This window comes from Blastomonas aquatica, from assembly GCF_014639875.1.
GTDB classification, from domain to species: Bacteria; Pseudomonadota; Alphaproteobacteria; order Sphingomonadales; family Sphingomonadaceae; genus Blastomonas; species Blastomonas aquatica.
Genome location: NZ_BMGD01000003.1, coordinates 622,767 through 638,626, shown reverse-complemented (window position 1 = coordinate 638,626; position 15,860 = coordinate 622,767). Strand labels below are relative to the sequence as shown.

The 15,860-nt window shown below is 64.3% G+C and carries 16 protein-coding genes; 5 read left to right on the top strand and 11 right to left on the bottom strand.

What is annotated here, in order from left to right; translation table 11 throughout:
- Nucleotides 1-93 precede the first annotated feature (93 nt).
- The 3 genes from IEW00_RS10920 to IEW00_RS10910 all read left to right on the top strand — a co-directional run bounded on the left by IEW00_RS10920 (nucleotide 94) and on the right by IEW00_RS10910 (nucleotide 3,803).
- A complete protein-coding gene (locus IEW00_RS10920; RefSeq protein ID WP_229736974.1) occupies nucleotides 94-948 on the top strand; it encodes a diacylglycerol/lipid kinase family protein in 855 nt (284 codons plus the stop codon).
- Nucleotides 945-1,673, top strand: coding sequence for a metallophosphoesterase family protein (locus IEW00_RS10915; RefSeq protein ID WP_188514399.1), 729 nt, complete (start codon nucleotides 945-947; stop codon nucleotides 1,671-1,673). The genes IEW00_RS10920 and IEW00_RS10915 overlap by 4 nt, the downstream gene beginning before the upstream one ends.
- A 78-nt stretch (nucleotides 1,674-1,751) precedes the next feature.
- A complete protein-coding gene (locus IEW00_RS10910) occupies nucleotides 1,752-3,803 on the top strand; it encodes a GMC family oxidoreductase N-terminal domain-containing protein (protein ID WP_188514398.1) in 2,052 nt (683 codons plus the stop codon).
- Between the two features lie 23 nt (nucleotides 3,804-3,826).
- Here the strand turns inward: IEW00_RS10910 and IEW00_RS10905 are convergent, their stop codons facing one another.
- The 11 genes from IEW00_RS10905 to IEW00_RS10855 form a co-directional block, all read right to left on the bottom strand.
- The gene (locus tag IEW00_RS10905) at nucleotides 3,827-4,288 is read right to left on the bottom strand and encodes a molybdenum cofactor biosynthesis protein MoaE (RefSeq protein WP_188514397.1); all 462 of its coding nucleotides are present in this window, start codon (nucleotides 4,286-4,288) and stop codon (nucleotides 3,827-3,829) included.
- Between the two features lies 1 nt (nucleotide 4,289).
- On the bottom strand, nucleotides 4,290-4,538 hold the full coding sequence (locus IEW00_RS10900) for a MoaD/ThiS family protein (RefSeq protein WP_188514396.1): 249 nt from the start codon (nucleotides 4,536-4,538) through the stop codon (nucleotides 4,290-4,292).
- A 9-nt stretch (nucleotides 4,539-4,547) separates the two neighbouring features.
- Complete coding sequence (moaA, locus tag IEW00_RS10895; RefSeq protein ID WP_188514395.1) at nucleotides 4,548-5,558, bottom strand: GTP 3',8-cyclase MoaA; 1,011 nt, start codon at nucleotides 5,556-5,558, stop codon at nucleotides 4,548-4,550.
- A gap of 40 nt (nucleotides 5,559-5,598) precedes the next feature.
- Nucleotides 5,599-6,135 (bottom strand): prolyl-tRNA synthetase associated domain-containing protein, encoded by a 537-nt coding sequence (locus IEW00_RS10890; protein WP_188514394.1) that lies wholly within the window; start codon nucleotides 6,133-6,135, stop codon nucleotides 5,599-5,601.
- A gap of 10 nt (nucleotides 6,136-6,145) precedes the next feature.
- Entirely contained in the window at nucleotides 6,146-7,336 is a 1,191-nt protein-coding gene (locus IEW00_RS10885; RefSeq protein WP_308419329.1) for a serine hydrolase domain-containing protein, read from the bottom strand.
- Between the two features lie 15 nt (nucleotides 7,337-7,351).
- A complete protein-coding gene (locus IEW00_RS10880) occupies nucleotides 7,352-8,746 on the bottom strand; it encodes a cryptochrome/photolyase family protein (protein ID WP_188514393.1) in 1,395 nt (464 codons plus the stop codon).
- Complete coding sequence (locus tag IEW00_RS10875) at nucleotides 8,743-9,705, bottom strand: metal-dependent hydrolase (RefSeq protein ID WP_188514392.1); 963 nt, start codon at nucleotides 9,703-9,705, stop codon at nucleotides 8,743-8,745. Before IEW00_RS10875 ends, IEW00_RS10880 begins: the two co-directional genes overlap by 4 nt.
- 6 nt (nucleotides 9,706-9,711) lie before the next feature.
- Nucleotides 9,712-10,632: a cyanophycinase gene (locus IEW00_RS10870; protein ID WP_188514391.1), complete on the bottom strand. Its 921-nt coding sequence runs from the start codon at nucleotides 10,630-10,632 to the stop codon at nucleotides 9,712-9,714.
- A complete protein-coding gene (locus tag IEW00_RS10865) occupies nucleotides 10,629-11,288 on the bottom strand; it encodes an HAD-IA family hydrolase (RefSeq protein WP_188514390.1) in 660 nt (219 codons plus the stop codon). The genes IEW00_RS10870 and IEW00_RS10865 overlap by 4 nt, the downstream gene beginning before the upstream one ends.
- On the bottom strand, nucleotides 11,285-12,388 hold the full coding sequence (locus IEW00_RS10860; protein WP_188514389.1) for a DUF2855 family protein: 1,104 nt from the start codon (nucleotides 12,386-12,388) through the stop codon (nucleotides 11,285-11,287). The genes IEW00_RS10865 and IEW00_RS10860 overlap by 4 nt, the downstream gene beginning before the upstream one ends.
- Before the next feature lie 120 nt (nucleotides 12,389-12,508).
- On the bottom strand, nucleotides 12,509-13,426 hold the full coding sequence (locus IEW00_RS10855; RefSeq protein ID WP_188514388.1) for an SMP-30/gluconolactonase/LRE family protein: 918 nt from the start codon (nucleotides 13,424-13,426) through the stop codon (nucleotides 12,509-12,511).
- A gap of 151 nt (nucleotides 13,427-13,577) precedes the next feature.
- Between IEW00_RS10855 and IEW00_RS10850 the strand changes: the two genes are divergently transcribed.
- Both IEW00_RS10850 and IEW00_RS10845 read left to right on the top strand, forming a co-directional pair.
- Nucleotides 13,578-14,582, top strand: coding sequence for an aspartate carbamoyltransferase catalytic subunit (locus IEW00_RS10850; protein WP_188514387.1), 1,005 nt, complete (start codon nucleotides 13,578-13,580; stop codon nucleotides 14,580-14,582).
- Nucleotides 14,579-15,844 carry a dihydroorotase gene (locus IEW00_RS10845; protein WP_188514386.1) on the top strand — a complete coding sequence of 422 codons (1,266 nt, stop codon included), beginning with the start codon at nucleotides 14,579-14,581 and terminating at the stop codon, nucleotides 15,842-15,844. Before IEW00_RS10850 ends, IEW00_RS10845 begins: the two co-directional genes overlap by 4 nt.
- Nucleotides 15,845-15,860: the final 16 nt, after the last annotated feature.

Sequence of the window (15,860 nt, the reverse complement as noted above, 5' to 3'; positions counted from 1 at the left end):
GCAACAGACGCTGATAGATTGGGCCGCGCTTCGCCTCGAAGCGCGGCCCAATTTTTTGTGGCACCCATCGCCGCCTTTGTGCGTAATGCGCACATGACATGCACATGGCTCATCGTGAACGAGGCAAGCGGCAGCTACGATGCTGACGTGATCGCCGATATCGCAACATGGTTTACCGATGGCGGCAGACCGGTCGATCGAATCGTCCGCTGCCCGGATGAAACGCTGCCCACGCCTGACAAGCTGGATGCCGCTGGTGTCGGGATCCTAGCGATCTATGCGGGCGATGGCACCACCAACAGCGCGCTCAAGGCGGCTGCGGGCTGGGATGGCGCGGTGCTGATCCTGCCGGGCGGAACCATGAACCTGCTGGCACGCGCACTGCACGGCGAAAGCTCGTGTGAGGAAATCGTCGCTCGGGCCTGCGCCGAACGCCGGACACGACGGTTGAGCACGGTCGAGATCGGTAACAACATTGCTTATGTCGGCGTGATTGCAGGACCCACCACCAGTTGGGCCAAAGTCCGCGAAAACGCCCGGCATACCGAGGTCGCCGACTTGATGTTTACCGCCATCCCCGAGGCGATCAGCGAAACCCTGAGCGGTCCTGAAGTGGGCATCGAAGGCCAGACAGAAACGTTTCCTGCGATCTTTGCAGCACCCCGGGAATCCTCGATGGCATTGTGCGGCTTCACGGCATCGAATATCGGCGAGGTGGTCGCGCACGCCAGTGCCTGGCTCGGCGGCGACTTTCGCGAAGGGCCCCGTGTTGATCTCGGCGAAGCCGCGCGCGCGACGCTCGTCAGCGAAGCCGAGACCATAGGGCTGTTGATCGATGGGGAGGCTGCCGAGTGCGCGCCCGGGGATAGCCTGCGACTGGGCCACGCGCCACACAATTTCATCACCACCTGCTCTCCCGAAGGTGTCGATCCTGCAGCCCGATCATGACGTTGCTGTATCACGCCAGCGATCTGCATTTCGGTGCCGAGGACACCGCAGCTTTGGACTGGTTTGTTGCGCGCGTTGGCCAGGACACTCCCGATGCGGTGATCATCACCGGCGACCTCACCATGCGCGCGCGTTCTGCCGAATTTGCTGCAGCGCAGCGTTGGCTGACCGATCTGAGCGTGCCGGTGTTGGTTGAACCTGGAAACCATGACCTTCCCTACTTCAATCCGGTGCGCCGGATCTGGCGGCCCTATGGCCGGGTCATGCGGCTGCAGGAGAAGTTGCACGATGGCGTGAGCGTGGACGGGGTACATCTGGTGTCTTTGCCGACGACCGCGCGGGCCCAATGGCGGCTCAACTGGTCAAAGGGCAAGGTCGGCCGACGTGATCTGCACGAGGCCGTGCAGTCGCTCGAAGCAAGCCCGTCCGAAAAGTGTCGGATCGTGTTGACGCACCACCCCTTGGTCGAAGCGGCGACGAGAACCAGCGGACGAACCACCGGCGGGAGGGCTGCACTTGAGGCGATCGCTGCGGCGGGTGCCCATGCGGTGCTTTCGGGTCATGTCCACGATCCCTTTGATCGGCAGGTCGTCACCGCGCACGGACCGGTGCGATTGATCGGCGCGGGGACATTGTCGGAGCGGGTACGGGCGACACCGCCATCGTTCAACCGGCTGACCGTCGATTCCGGTGCATTGCTGGCAGACGTCTGCGCCATGAATTAACGCGTTATAATCGACAGAAACTTACAATCGTCATTTGCGCTGATAGTTTAACCCCTGTGATCAGGGGGGATTCGCAGCATGCTCAGAAAACCGTTCAATCCGTTCGAGGCTGCGATCTGGCGTCGGCTGGCCGAGACGCTGTTTGTCGAACCTGCGCAGATGGCGATCAGCCCACGCCAGGTGGTCGACAACCTGCAGCGGTTGTTTGCCAATATCGAAGGCGACACGCCGCGCAATACCGCCTTTTCGGTGATAGCGACCTGGGCCGTGCTGGGCGGGCCGGTTTGGCACTTCGCCCCGCGCAGCTTTCGCATCTGGCGGGTCAGGCGCCGACTGAAGCATAGCCGGATCGATCTGTTTCAGGACATGGCCCGGATCCGAGGTATCGTTTATGCCGGCTATTACGGCCACTGGATCGACCATGACGATGCAAACGCCAGCGATGCCGCTGCCGAGGATGCCAACCGCGCCAACCCGGTGTTCAACGCGATCGGCTTCACCCTGCCCCGCCACCGCACCCGCGCGGGTACGCCCGATGATCCGCTGATCGAGGAGCATATTGCGAACGACCTGCCGTACACAGTCTTCGTCGGTGAGGACGCGATCCCCGACAGCGTCGAAGTGGTGGTGATTGGATCTGGCGCAGGCGGCGCGGTCTCCGCCGCAAACCTCGCCGAGCAGGGCTATGAAGTGCTGGTGATCGAGGCGGGCCCCTATTTGCCGAGCAGCCGGATGACTCCCAACGAGGCGCATATGTCCTCAAGCCTGTTCAAGGATGGCGCGATCCAGACGACACGCGATCGCGATATCATCGTCTTCCAGGGGCGCACCGTGGGCGGCTCCACCGTCATCAACAACGGAATCTGCCTGAGGCTGGAGCGCGAGGGCGAAACCCATCCCGATGCCAACGACGTGCTGGCGACCTGGCGCGCGTTGGGCGCGGGTGTCGATCCCGATGTGCTCGAGACATCCTACGAGCGCGTCGAAAAAATTCTGGGTGTCCACGAAATCGATCGCCGGCTGGGGCGCAACAACGGCACCCGGCTGCTCAACAGTTGGGATGCCTATCGCGCCCGGTCAAGCGATCCACTCGATCAGCGCGCCATATCGGGCTGGTTCCGTAAGAACTGGGGCGCCAAGACCGATCCGAACCACTGCGTGTCGTGCGGATATTGCAACACCGGGTGTCCATACGGGCGCAAGCGCGCGATGCCCGAAAGCTTCCTGCACAACGCCACCGTCAAGGCCAAGCGCCAGGCGCGCATTCTGCCACACGCAGAGGTCTCGCACATCGGCTGGGGCGACCGCGCACCCGATGGTAGGCGGATGGCGACATCGGTGCAGGTGGTGCTGCCCGATGGCCGCGCCAAGACCATTCGTGTGACCAAGGGCGTTGTCGTTGCCGCGGGCACGATCGCGTCGAGCAACATATTATCGGCGAGCGGGATCAGGGGTACGGGCAAGGGCATATCGCTCAACATCGCCTGCCCGGTGCCCGCGTTGATGCCCGATCCCGTGCTCGCTTGGGACGAGGACCAGATGGCGACCTTCATCGATCGCGGCGATTTCCTGATCGAGAGCCATTTCCAGCCACCGATGAGCATGGCCTCGCTGGTTCCGGGCTGGTTCGACGAGCATTTTCGGCGGATGCTCAACTACAACCGGCTGGCTTCGGCAGGGGCGCTGTTCCCCGCCGACCGATTGGGCGAGATCAAGAAGGGAAAATTGAGCTTCGAGCTCAAGCCGACCGATCTTGCGGTGCTGCGCCGCGCGCTTTCCACAATGACCAAAGTCCATTTTGCCGGAGGTGCGCTCGAGGTGTATCCCGCCCTGCTGCACGGCGAGACGTTGCGCGCAGGAATGAGCGATGCCGAGATCGACAACTTCTACTGGGAGCATATCGAAGAACCCGACGATGTGGTGTTGTCATCCAGCCATCCGCATGGCGGCAACGCCATCAATGCGGACCCGACCAAAGGGGTGGTCGATCTGGATCAGCGCGTCCACGGCACCACCAACGTGTTGGTCACCGATGCCAGCGTGATGGCGAGCTGCATCCGAGTCAACGCACAGCTCACCACCATGGCGATGGCGGACCGTGTGACGCATGGGCGGCGAGTGTTCGGTTGACCCGGCGCTAAAGCTGTCAGCTGTCAGCTGTCATCCCACCGCGCGGCGTCGGCATAGTCCTCGTCGCGCGGTTCGATCCACTGCCTGCCCTCGGCACCGGTTTCGCTCTTCCAGAACAACGCCCGGCTCTTGAGGAAATCCATCAGGAAATCGGCCGCCTCGAAAGCCGCGCGGCGGTGCGCGCTTGCGGTGGCGACCAGCACGATCGGGTCATGCGGCGTCATATCGCCAACGCGGTGGATCACCAGCGCTGCCTCGAGCGGCCACCGTTCCGCAGCCTTCACGACGGCATCGGCGATGCCGCGCTCGGTCATTCCGGGATAATGCTGCAGGCTCAAGATGCTGACATCGCCATCCTTGCCTGCCGGACGGACCAGCCCGGTAAAGCTGACCAGCGCGCCAGCCTCGCTCAATGATGCCCGAAAGCCCGCGAGTTCCAGTTCGGGATCAAAGGCTTGATCGGTAATGCGGATATCCTGTCGCATCTCAACCACCACTGACGGGGGGCAGAAACGCCAGCTCGTCCTCGTCCTCGACCAGGGCATCGGCATCGACGATCGCGCCGTTGATCGCATAGCGGACGCGTGGCTCTGCGAGCGCGCTCCCCAGCAGATCGTCGCACGCGCCGAGGATACCGATCAGGTCGGCGATCGTATGGGGTTCGCTCAGCCCAAGCGCCCGCTCGGTCCCGCCAGCCAGGTCACCCAGGCGACCAAAGAACAGCAATTGCGCCATCGCCGCCGCTCAGCCGCCGGTCATCGACATGTGCCGCGCCAGCGCTGGCGCCGCGCCAGGGGCATCGATGTGGAAGTCATGCCGCTCGGGCTTCCGTTGGATCGCGCGATCGAGCGCAGCATCGAGCGCCGCATCGCTGTCGTCCCCGCGCAATGCCGCGCGCAGATCGACCTGGTCGTTCTGGCCAAGGCACATGAAAATCTGTCCGGTGGCGGTCACCCGCACGCGGTTGCAACTTGCGCAGAAATTGTTGGTGAGCGGGGTGATGAAGCCCAGACGCCCGCCGGTTTCGGCAACATCGACATAGCGCGCCGGACCGCCGCTGTTGTGCGGGCTCTCGGCCAGCGTCCAGCGTTGGGCAAGCTGATCACGCACGGCGGTCAACGGCAGATAATGGTCGAACCGGTCCTCCTCGACCTCGCCCAAAGGCATCACCTCGATCAGCGTCACGTCGAACCCGCGCCCGTGCGCCCATCCGATCAGCGACGGCATCTCGTCCTCGTTCAAGCCCTTGAGCGCGACGGCGTTGATCTTGATCTTCAGCCCGGCACGATCTGCCGCATCGATCCCGGCGAGCACCTGCGCCAGCGCGTCGCGCCGGGTCAGCTGCGCAAACAGTTCGGGCTTCAAGGTATCGAGCGAGACGTTGATCCGGCGCACGCCTGCCGCCGCAAGCGCATCTGCATGCTGCGTCAGCTGGGTGCCATTGGTAGTGAGCGTCAGTTCGTCGAGGCCCTGCCCCAGCTCACGTCCCAGCAGGTTGATCAGCGTCATCACCTCGCGCCGCACCAGCGGTTCGCCCCCGGTCAGCCGGATCTTGCGGATCCCGCGCGCGATGAATGCGAGGCTGAGCCGGTGCAGTTCCTCGAGCGTCAGCACTTCGGCCTTGGGAAGAAACTGCATCCGCTCGGGCATGCAATAGGAACAGCGTAAATCGCACCGGTCAGTCACGGACAGGCGGACATAGCTAATCGTGCGGGAAAAGCTGTCGATCAACGGTCGGTTGGTTGCTGACGTCATCCGGTCGGGGTTACAGCAATCGGCGCCATGCGCCCACCCCTCAAATTTGGGATGGTTCAGCTGCGGGTCGCTTGTTGGGCACCGGCACGATCAACGGCGCGTGCCGCCAGCGCACCAGCATCCGCACCAGATCGAGCCCCGACAGCCCCAGCGTCGCGGTATTGCGCAGTGGATGGACATTCACGCGCGGCTGCGCAGCGAGTACCTCGTCGAGCACCAGCTGCACCCTGCCGCGAGTATCGTTGATCGCGGCCAGCGGGGTGACCGACCCAGGTGTCACCCCCAGCAATTCGGCCATCTCGTCTGCGCTCCCGAAGCTGAACCGCGCTGCTCCGACCAGATGCCGAAGCGCCCCCAGATCGACCTGCTTTTCGGCGAGCACCGTCACCAGGTAAAACTGGCCGCTGGCATCCTTGAGAAAAAGGTTCTTCGTGTGCGCGCCGGGGATACCGCGTTCAAGCGCGCTGCTTTCCAGCACGGTGAACACGGCATCATGATCGACCTGGTCAAAAGCGATTCCCGCAGACGCAAGTTCCTTGTGCAGGCGGCTGTCAGATGGAGCGCTGGTGTCCGTCATTCCGGCGCCGTCAGTCCGCCGCCATCGCAAGCTTCTGGAAGAACTGCAGCTGCGGCAGACGCAGGTCCGGGCTGCTCGCCTTGGGCCAGTTGCTCACAACTGCGATCACCATCTTCTTTTCGGGCACGATCAGGATTGCCTGGCCAAAAATGCCCTGCCCGCCCCACGCACCACCGGGATAGGTCCACCACTGATAGCCATAGCCAAAGCCCGGCAGGCCGATCGGCGCCTGTTCCTTGCCCGCTTGCGCAAACCAATCCTCTGGCACCTGGCCCGCGCCGCCTTCCATCGCGAACAGCCCCATCCGGGCATAATCCGCCAGCCGGATAGACAGGCAGCAGCCGCCGACATTCTGGCCCGCGGAATCGACCATCCAGAACAGGTCGCCTTCAAAGCCCGCAGGCTTGACGATCTTTTCCTCGGCATATTTGGTCAGCGTCTTGCCGGTCGCACGCTGGACGATCACGCCAATCAGGTTTGTTTCTCCAGTCTTGTAAACCCATTTGGTACCAGGCTCGACTTCGCGCGGCAGCGTTTTCATGTACGCGCTGTTGGGGTCCTCGCCCGGACCGACGGGGACCGACAGCATCTTGACGACATCGCTGTTGGGGTCGGTGTAATCCTCGTTCCACTTGACGCCTGAGGTCATCGTCAGGATCTGCTTGACCGAAACGCCATCATAGCCGCTGCCTGTGAGCTCGGGCACGTACTTGGTCACCGGGTCGTCGATCGACGCGATCAGGCCATCCTTGACTGCGGCGCCGACCAGCGTCGAGGTGAACGACTTGGCTACCGAGAAGCTGGTCCAGCGATCCTGCGCGCCAAGGCCCAGGCCATAGCGCTCCAGCCGGACCTTGCCGTCCTGAATCACCATCAGCCCCGCAACATTCTGCGCGTTCATGAAGGCATCGATCTCGGCATCGCTGACCGGAAGGGCCGCACCCTTGGGCAGCGCCCGCGCGGTACCCGCCCGGGCGGTGGTGCCCGGAAACTGGATCTCCATGGCGCGGAAATTTGCTGAGCGCTGCGCGTCGGACCAGAACAGGATCTGCGCGCCTGCGGTGCGGACCCGCTCCATCTCGGCGGCGCTCATCTGCTGGATCGCTTTCACTTCGGGCGGCGCGCCTTCCTTGGCGATCGCCATTCCGCCAGCACCCACGGCCAGCGCGCACGCTGCTGCAAAACTTGTCCAAACCCGCATCACCCAAGTCTCCCTCTATGATTTTGTTGTCGCATGCGCCGCGAGCGCGCGCTCGCGTGCCTGTTTATGCCCGATGATCTTTTTGGGATAGCCCTTCACGAACTTGCCTGCCGCTTCGGGATCATGAATCTCCTTGTCGGACAGGCTAGCAAGCTCTGGCACCCACTCCCGAATATAGCCTGCCGCATCGAACTTCTCCGACTGGGTCAGAGGCGCCATGATCCGGACGAACATGTTCGAATCCACGCCCGAGCCCGATGTCCACTGCCAGTTGGTCGCGTTCGATCCGTAATCGGCGTCGACCAACGTATCCCAGAACCAGCGCTCGCCCACCCGCCAGTCGACCAGCAGGTGCTTGATCAGAAACGAGGCGGCGACCATCCGCACCCGGTTGTGCATCCATCCGGTAGCCCACAGCTGGCGCATCCCGGCATCGACCAAAGGATAACCGGTGCGCCCTTGTTCCCAAGCCTCGATCTCGGCCTTGACCTGCGCGTCCGAAGGATCGCGCCAGGGGAAATCGTCAAATGCATCGCGGGCGTTGGCTTTGCCGTAATCGGGGTATTGGGCGATCACGTTCTGCCCATAATCGCGCCAGACCAGCTCCTTGAGGAAGGTTTCGACCGAACCGCCAGCCTCTATCGTCGCGTGCCAGACAGTGGCGGGTGAAATCTCGCCGAAGTGCAGGTGTGGCGACAGGCGCGACGTCCCCTCGATCGACGGCAGATTGCGCCGGTCCTCGTAGTGCTTGGCCTTGGCGAGAAACGCATCAACACGATCGGCAGCGCCCGCCTCGCCCGGGGTCCACTCAGACGCAAAACCCGTGGCCCAATCGGGCTTGGTCGGCAGCAGCTTCCAGTCGGCAAGGTCATCGCTGTCCGGCCACGCCTTGGGGGCATCAAGCGCTTTCGGCGCGGGCAAGGGCTTGGCGGGCGGCATATGCTGCGCCAGCGCTCGCCAGAACGGGGTGTAGATCTTGTACGGCTGGCCGCTGCCGGTGGTCACCGATCCCGGCGGCATCAGGTAGTTGCCGTGGTGCTTTTCGAGGCTGCAGCCCTCGGGCAAGGCAGTCTTGAGCGCCTTTTCGGCGTTGCGCCACCATGGCTCGTAGTGGTGCAGGCAGTGGATCGCTGCCGCATCGGTCTCGCGCGCCAGATCTGCGAGGACTTCGGCAGCGACACCTCGGCGCAGCACGAGCCGCGATCCGATCTTGCGCAGATCGGCATCGAGCGATGCAAGGCTGTGGTGCAGCCACCAGCGCGATGCACCCCCCATCTTGCGGTGTTTGGGCGTTTCATCATCGAGCACGAACACCGGGATCACCGGACCGGCGCTGGCCGCTTCGGCAAACGCAGCCTGATCTGCAAGCCTGAGGTCGCGGCGCAGCCAGACGAGAGCGGGGCGGGTCATGGCGTGTCCTTTACATCGACGATCACGGTAAACCGGTCGGCAATCGGTGAACTGTCGAACCGCGCATCGCGCAACATCACCCTTTTGCCCCCCGGGATATCGGTCAGGCTGGCATATGGGATCCGCGCCCAGAACAAAAAGGCCTTGGCATCAGCGTTTTGCTCGGCAGCGCGCGCAATCCATGGGCTCGCCATATTGGTGGCCGCGACGCCGGGATCGAGCACCGGGGTCATGCCATCGAGCGCGTTGACGCTTCCCCGGCCAATCCTCTGCTCGCCACGCCACAGCATGTCGCGATGCCAGAAACGCACCGGCACCGCATTGGCGATCACCAGATCGGGAGCGACACCGCGCTGTGCGCGGACAGCGACTGCGGTGTCGTGTTCGGCCTGGGCCGAGAACGCGTAGTTGCCGCCGATATAGGCCAGAGCCATCACAAGCACCGCCTGTGCCGGGCGCTGCCATCCCGCCCTGCCCGCCGCTTCCCTGCGCCGCGAGGCCCAGATGCCCAGCGGCAGGATGGTCCACAGCACCGCATCGATGATGAACAGCGTGTCGCCATAGAACCAGCGCGGCGAGAACGGCTCGAGCAACCGGATGCCATAGTTGTTCATGTAATCAAGCGCGGGGTGCGACAGCGTGCCGATATAGGCCAGGATCAGCAGCGGCACCGGACGCACCGGCAGCCTAGACCTTGGCCGCTTGCGCCGCCGTACCTGCCAGCGTTCGAAGCCGATCATCGCGGCAGTCAGCAGCAGCGGCAGGATCAGCAGCGCGATCGGCCCATGGGTCAGCCCCCGCCGCAGCGCCAGCGATTGCGTGCCCAGCACGCTCAGCACCGCATCAATATCGGGAAGATTCGCCGCGATGATCAGCGTCGGCACGGCAAGGCCGGTCATCCGCTTGAGCCCGGCCTGCCCCAAGGCCCACCCGGCGAGGCTGTGCGTGAAATTGTCCATGTGTGCTCAGTCTTCGGTTCTGGCGGGAATGCGCGCGAGCCGGACGTTGTCCATCACCGCGCCGTCGCACGATTTGCGTCCATCGGAGGGATCGACCAGCGTGATCGTGCCGCGCCCGGCGGGATAACCGATCTGCCGTGCCAGATCGAACACAAAGCCCGTGTCCTCGTCCACCCCGATACCGGTGATCGCATCGGCATCGACACAGGCGACCGCGCGCACAAGCCGGGTCAATCGCCCGCGCTGGCTGAAATGCTGGTCGAAGACCATGCCCGGCAGAAACCCCAGACCCGGGGCAAGCACCAGAGGCGTGCCCCCGGCTTCCTCACCGCTCGCGGCGCAATCGGCAAGTTTGCGCGAAACCGGCGCAGTGAGTGCGACATCCGGGCTGCCGCAGCCGATCATGTGCTCGCCGAGCACCGCCGCGCCTGCGCTAGTCCCGCCGATGACCGCGCCATCGGACAGCCGCTGGCGGATCGCGGCGAGCATCGGCGTGTCGCTGCCATCGGGCTTGACCAGCGTGGCGAGGATTCGCGCCTGATCGCCGCCTGCAAACCAGATCAGCCCGGCGCGTTCGATGCTGGCGACCTGATCGGGGGCGCTTGCCCCGCCCTGCCAGCGCGATTCATCGACGTCCGGAGTTTCGGGATCATCGACCATGGCGACTTGCGCCGTCACCACCCGCGATCGGTCGATGCCATAGTCCGCAAGCGCGTCGGCGAACCGCGCGGCTGCACCCCCAGGATAGCCCGATGCCGCCGGGATCACCACGATCTGTGGGGCATCCTTGGGCATCGCATCGATCAAAGCGCGGAAAACAGCCGCATTGTCATCCTTCAGCGCGCCGCCTACCGCGACGACCCTCCCCGGGTCGGCCTGGACGGGTGCGGTGGCCGCGACCAGCAGCGCGGCGAGCAACAGCCTCACGCGCCGGGCCAATCGTCTGAAAGGTTCAACAGCCCGCGCAGATCGGCGAGCGCCTGCGCCTCGCCCGTCACCTTGATCGCGGCCATCCCCATCGCGGCGGCAGGTTTGCAGTTCACGCCCAGATCGTCGAGATAGATGCACGCCTGTGGCGCTACATTCAGCGCTTCGCACATCATCGCATAGATCCGAGGGTCGGGCTTGCGCACGCCTGCCTTGCTGCTTTCGATGACGTGGTCGAACCGCTCCATGATCGCACCGATCTCGGCTGCACGTGCATTGTCGAACACCATCGCCGATCCCTTGCCCGCACGGACATTGTTGGTGATGCAGCCAAGGATGAAGCCTGCGGCTTTCAGCGCATCGAGGGCATCGACCATGCGCGGGCGGACATCGCCTGCCAGACAGCCGATGACGTCCGCACCCCTTATATCCAGTCCGCGTGCCTGCGCTTCGGCAGTAAAGGCGTCATCGAACGCTGCAGCGTCGATCTCTGCGCGCTCGAACCTTGCCCAGGCATTGGTGTCCGGATCGGCCGCGTTGATCTGCCGGATGCAGTCGCGCGGCAGGCCCCGCTGCGCCTCGAGCCGGTTGAACGCCTCGAAGGGCGACGAGGTGATCACCCCGCCAAAGTCGAAAATCACCGCTGCAAAGCTCATGGGATGATGACCAGCCCCGTCTTGGCATCGGCCTTGCCCTCGACCGTCTGGATATAGGCGGCCAGCGCCGCTTCGGCACCTTCGCGCTTCTCTATCCCCAGCAGGCGCGGGGCAAGATCGGCAAATCCAAGCCACGCGGCTTCGAGCTTCTGGCGGAAGATATCCGGCCCCCACTCACCGATGCGCTTTTCGCTGCGTCCGGGGGCGAAGAACATCTGCCGTGTGGGGCCGGCCAGCGCGGTGCCGTCATCCGCCGAATCCCAGTGCGACTTGCCGACCACGATCGAGGCCTTGAGTACGTCGGCGAAATGGTTGTGCACCGCGGCTGCGACCTGGGGGTTGCCCGCCATATCGATCATCGCGCTGGCGATGCCTGGGTCCATCGAACCAATGGCATCATAGGTCACCACCTGATCATAAAGCCCCAGCCCTTCGACATAATCGGCGTTGCCCGCGCTGGTCAACCCGATGATCCGGGGTCGCGAGGAACGCTGGCCCAGCGCCTGCGCGAGCCCGATCGCGGTCTTGCTCGAGGCGCTCGCCACCAGGATCTGCTGGGCGCCGTAATCGGCTTCATCCTCAAGCTGATCGGCGATCAGCCAACCGGTGAGAAACAATGGACGGAACACCGGCCAATAGTCATGATCCTGCTCGCGATAGTCCCCAAGCGACTCGATTCGCTGATACTGGTTGTAGATCACCGGCAGGCTGGTGCGGCGTGGGGTCACGTCGGTAAAGCCATGCGGCCCGACCTTGCCCGGCATCAGCACCGCGTGGCTGGCCATCGGGAAATAGCCGTAAAGCTGCGTCCCCACTGGTACGCCGTCGTGCCGACTGGCGCTGACCGTGGCGAAACCCCAGACCGGCAAGCGGCCGGGCACGTCGCGATCGGCGAAGAAATCCCAATAGCCCTGGTCGTTGCCGAACAGGCCCAGAGGCTTGCCGAACACCGCATAGGTAACGTTGTTGGCGGTCATCGCATACAGATCGAGCGTGATCTCGACCGCGCCCTCGGGCAGATCGGCTTCAGGCGCGGCGACGATCTGCGCACTGGCGATCTGGTCGCGGTCGATATCGATGGCCCAGCGTTGGTCGGTCACGGTTTCAAGTCCTTGTTTGCCTTCCCGTTCTCCGGCGAAAGCCGGAGTCCAGGAGCGAGATTGCGCTGCAGACGCCCTGGTTTCCGGCTTTCGCCGGAAAACACAAAACGCTGCGGGGTATCAGATATTCAGATAGTTCAGCTTCGTTCCGCCGCGCGGCCAGTCCATCTTCACCAGCCGCCCGGTGCCCGACAGCGTGATCCAAGCGGTCTTGAGGTCGGGCCCGCCGAAGCAGATGTTGGTGGTGAACGGGTCGTCGGTGGCGACGAATTCGACCAGTGCGCCCTCGGGCGACACCACCGAAATGCCGCTCTGCCCAATCGTGGCGACGCAGACATTGCCTGCGCCGTCAACGCCCAGCGAATCAAAGAAGGTGTATCCCGGCGGGCTGTAGAGGAACGTCCCGCTGGGGCCCAGAAGCCCCTGATTGAAGGCAATTTCGCCGGGCGCCGCAATGTCATACGCCCACAGCTTGCAGGTATAGGTCTCTGCTACATAAAGCTTTTTACCATCCGGCGAGAGACCGATGCCGTTGGGGTTTTCCATCGGGAAGATGGCTTCCTTGAGCAGCGAACCATCGGCCTTGGCATAGAAGACCCCGGTGACGTCGCGCTCGCGCGGGCGGGTCTTGCCATGATCGGTGAACCAGAAGCCGCCGGCATCATCGAACACGATGTCGTTGGGTCCGCGCAGGGTGCAGCCGAAGTCGCCGTCCTTGTAGAGCGTTTCCACCGCGCCCGTGTCGAGATCGACCCGCTCGATCCGCCCGCCGGAATAATCTTCTGGCTGACCATGGGGTACCAGCAGCCCTGCCCGTTCGATGTAATGGAAGCCGCCGTTGTTGCACACATACAGCTTGCCATCGGGGCCGATCGCTGCGCCGTTGGGGCCGCCGCCGAGCTGCGCGATGACACTTTGCGATCCATCGGGATGGACGCGGGTCACGCAACCTGCCGCGATCTCGACCAGCACCACGCTGCCATCGGGCATCGCAACCGGGCCTTCGGGAAAACGCAAACCTTCGGTGACCAGCTCCATCCAGAATCCTCCCCGTTTACATTCTTGTCAGTGCGCATCATTGCGGCTGCAGCGGCGGCTGTCCAGCCCGCAAACCTCAGTCTGCGGCAAGCCGCTGCGCGTCAAAACGCGCTTGAGCAAAACCCGATTCGCTCGTAGACGCTGGGCTTTAATGACAGCTTCAGAAAACCTCTCCGTTCGCCGCCCGGCCAGCGATTATCCGCCCGGGCGTGCCGCGTTTCCGCACCGGCATCTGCTGGGTATTGCGGGGCTTCAACCCTGGGAGATCGAGTTCCTGCTCGACGAGGCCGAGCAATGGGTCGACATGAACCGCCAAGCGAGCAAGCATGACGACCGGCTTGCCGGCCTCACGCTGATCAACGCGTTCTTCGAAAACTCCACCCGTACGCTGCTGTCGTTCGAGATCGCGGGCAAACGTCTGGGTGCCGATGTCGTCAACATGCACGCCGCGCAATCGAGCGTGAAGAAGGGTGAAACGCTGATCGACACCGCGGTGACGCTCAACGCGATGCGCGCAGACGCCATCGTCATCCGTCATGCCAGCTCGGGCGCGGTCCAGCTTATCGCCGACAAGGTGGGCTGCCCGGTGCTAAATGCAGGAGACGGCACCCACGAACACCCGACCCAGGCGCTGCTCGACGCGCTGACCATCCGGCGGCGCAAGGGCAAGATCGCGGGGCTTCGAGTCGCGATCTGTGGCGACATCCTGCACAGCCGGGTCGCGCGGTCGAACATGATCTGCCTGTCCACACTGGGCGCCGAAGTGCGCGTTGCCGGACCGCCCGCATTGATGCCGCCTGCGGTCGAATCGATGGGCGGAACCCCCTGCCGTAATTTTGCGCAAGCGCTCGATGGCGCCGATGTGGTGATGATGCTGCGGTTGCAGAACGAGCGGATGCAGGGCCAGTTCATCCCCTCGCCGCGCGAGTTCCGCCATCTTTATGGGCTCACCGATGCCCGGCTGGCGATGGCGCGGCCCGACGCGCTGGTGATGCACCCGGGCCCGATGAACCGCGGCATCGAGATCGACAGCCATATCGCCGACAATGTCGAGCGCTCAGGCATCACCGATCAGGTCGAGATGGGGGTTGCGATGCGCATGGCGTGCCTGGATGTGCTGACCCGGCGCGCGCGCGGCGTGGAGGGCTGGGCATGAGCAAGCTGCCCACCCGCCCGCTGACCATCGTCAACGGCCGTCTGGTGCTTCCCACCGGGCTCGCCGATCAGGCCGAGCCGGTCCCCGGCGCGCTGCGGATCATCGGCGACCGGATCGCCGAGGTCGGCGCGGTCACTCCCGGACCAGACGACGACATCCATGACGCAAAGGGTGCGTTGATCGCGCCTGGTCTGGTCGACCTGGGCGTCTTTGCGATTGATCTGCCCGCGTTCCATTTTGGCGGAATCAGCCGCGCGGCGCTGATGCCCGATCAGAACCCGGCGCTCGACCATCCGGCCCGCGTCCGCTTTGCGGCCTACTCTGGCAAGCCTGATTTCTGGGTGCATCCACTGGCAGCCGCAACGCGCGATCTGGCGGGAAGCGAGATGGCGGAAATTGGCCTGATGCAGGAAGCAGGTGCCCGCGCTGTCGCCACCGGACGCCGCTGGATCGTTGATACCGGCGTCATGCACCGGTTGATGCAGTATTGCGCTATGCTCGATCTGCCGCTGATCGTCCACAGCCAGGACCATGGCCTGTCGGGCAATGCAGTGGCAACGGCAGGTGAAATGGCGACCCGGCTGGGCCTGCCCCAGGCTCCTGCCGAAGCCGAGAGCATCGCGATCGCGCGCGACCTCGCGCTGGTGCGGATGACCGGTGCGCGGGTCCATTTCCGTCAGGTGACCACCCGCGCAGGCCTTGCATTGATTCGCGCGGCGAAGGCCGAGGGCCTCACGGTCACCGCCGGGATCACGCCTGCGCACCTATTCCTCTCCGATGTCGCGCTGGGCGGCTTTCGCACCTTTGCGCGGCTGTCGCCGCCCCTGCGCTGCGAAGACGACCGGCAGGCCGCGATCGAGGCCGTCGGCGATGGCACGATCGATGTCATCGCATCGGGCCACGATCCACGCGGCCCCGAGGACAAGCGGCTTCCATTCGCCGATTCGCAGCCCGGAATGGCGGGGGCAGAAACGCTGCTGCCGCTATCGCTGGGGCTGGTGCGCGATGGCGTGATCGGTACCCAGCGGTTGTTCGATCTGATCGCCGCCAATCCTGCGCGCATCCTGGGCGTCGAGGCCGGGGCGTTGCGCTGCGGGTTCGAGGCCGATGTCGTGCTGGTCGATGCCGACCGGCCCTGGCAGGTGGACTCGGCCAAGATGGCCGCGAGCGCGGGCAACACGCCTTTCGACAAGCTGCCCGTGCAGGGCCGCTGCGTCGCGTTGTTCAAGGGCGGGCGACTGGTCGATCAGATCAAGGGATAATTTAGCGGCCTCGGCG

Bases quoted from the DNA above. Each gene is read 5' to 3' on its own strand.
- IEW00_RS10920 (WP_229736974.1), top strand. From the start codon at position 94: ATGACATGCACATGGCTCATCGTGAACGAGGCAAGCGGCAGCTACGAT.
- IEW00_RS10915 (WP_188514399.1), top strand. From the start codon at position 945: ATGACGTTGCTGTATCACGCCAGCGATCTGCATTTCGGTGCCGAGGAC.
- IEW00_RS10910 (WP_188514398.1), top strand. From the start codon at position 1,752: ATGCTCAGAAAACCGTTCAATCCGTTCGAGGCTGCGATCTGGCGTCGG.
- IEW00_RS10905 (WP_188514397.1), bottom strand. From the start codon at position 4,288: ATGCGACAGGATATCCGCATTACCGATCAAGCCTTTGATCCCGAACTG.
- IEW00_RS10900 (WP_188514396.1), bottom strand. From the start codon at position 4,538: ATGGCGCAATTGCTGTTCTTTGGTCGCCTGGGTGACCTGGCTGGCGGG.
- moaA (WP_188514395.1), bottom strand. From the start codon at position 5,558: ATGACGTCAGCAACCAACCGACCGTTGATCGACAGCTTTTCCCGCACG.
- IEW00_RS10890 (WP_188514394.1), bottom strand. From the start codon at position 6,135: ATGACGGACACCAGCGCTCCATCTGACAGCCGCCTGCACAAGGAACTT.
- IEW00_RS10885 (WP_308419329.1), bottom strand. From the start codon at position 7,336: ATGCGGGTTTGGACAAGTTTTGCAGCAGCGTGCGCGCTGGCCGTGGGT.
- IEW00_RS10880 (WP_188514393.1), bottom strand. From the start codon at position 8,746: ATGACCCGCCCCGCTCTCGTCTGGCTGCGCCGCGACCTCAGGCTTGCA.
- IEW00_RS10875 (WP_188514392.1), bottom strand. From the start codon at position 9,705: ATGGACAATTTCACGCACAGCCTCGCCGGGTGGGCCTTGGGGCAGGCC.
- IEW00_RS10865 (WP_188514390.1), bottom strand. From the start codon at position 11,288: ATGAGCTTTGCAGCGGTGATTTTCGACTTTGGCGGGGTGATCACCTCG.
- IEW00_RS10855 (WP_188514388.1), bottom strand. From the start codon at position 13,426: ATGGAGCTGGTCACCGAAGGTTTGCGTTTTCCCGAAGGCCCGGTTGCG.
- IEW00_RS10850 (WP_188514387.1), top strand. From the start codon at position 13,578: ATGACAGCTTCAGAAAACCTCTCCGTTCGCCGCCCGGCCAGCGATTAT.
- IEW00_RS10845 (WP_188514386.1), top strand. From the start codon at position 14,579: ATGAGCAAGCTGCCCACCCGCCCGCTGACCATCGTCAACGGCCGTCTG.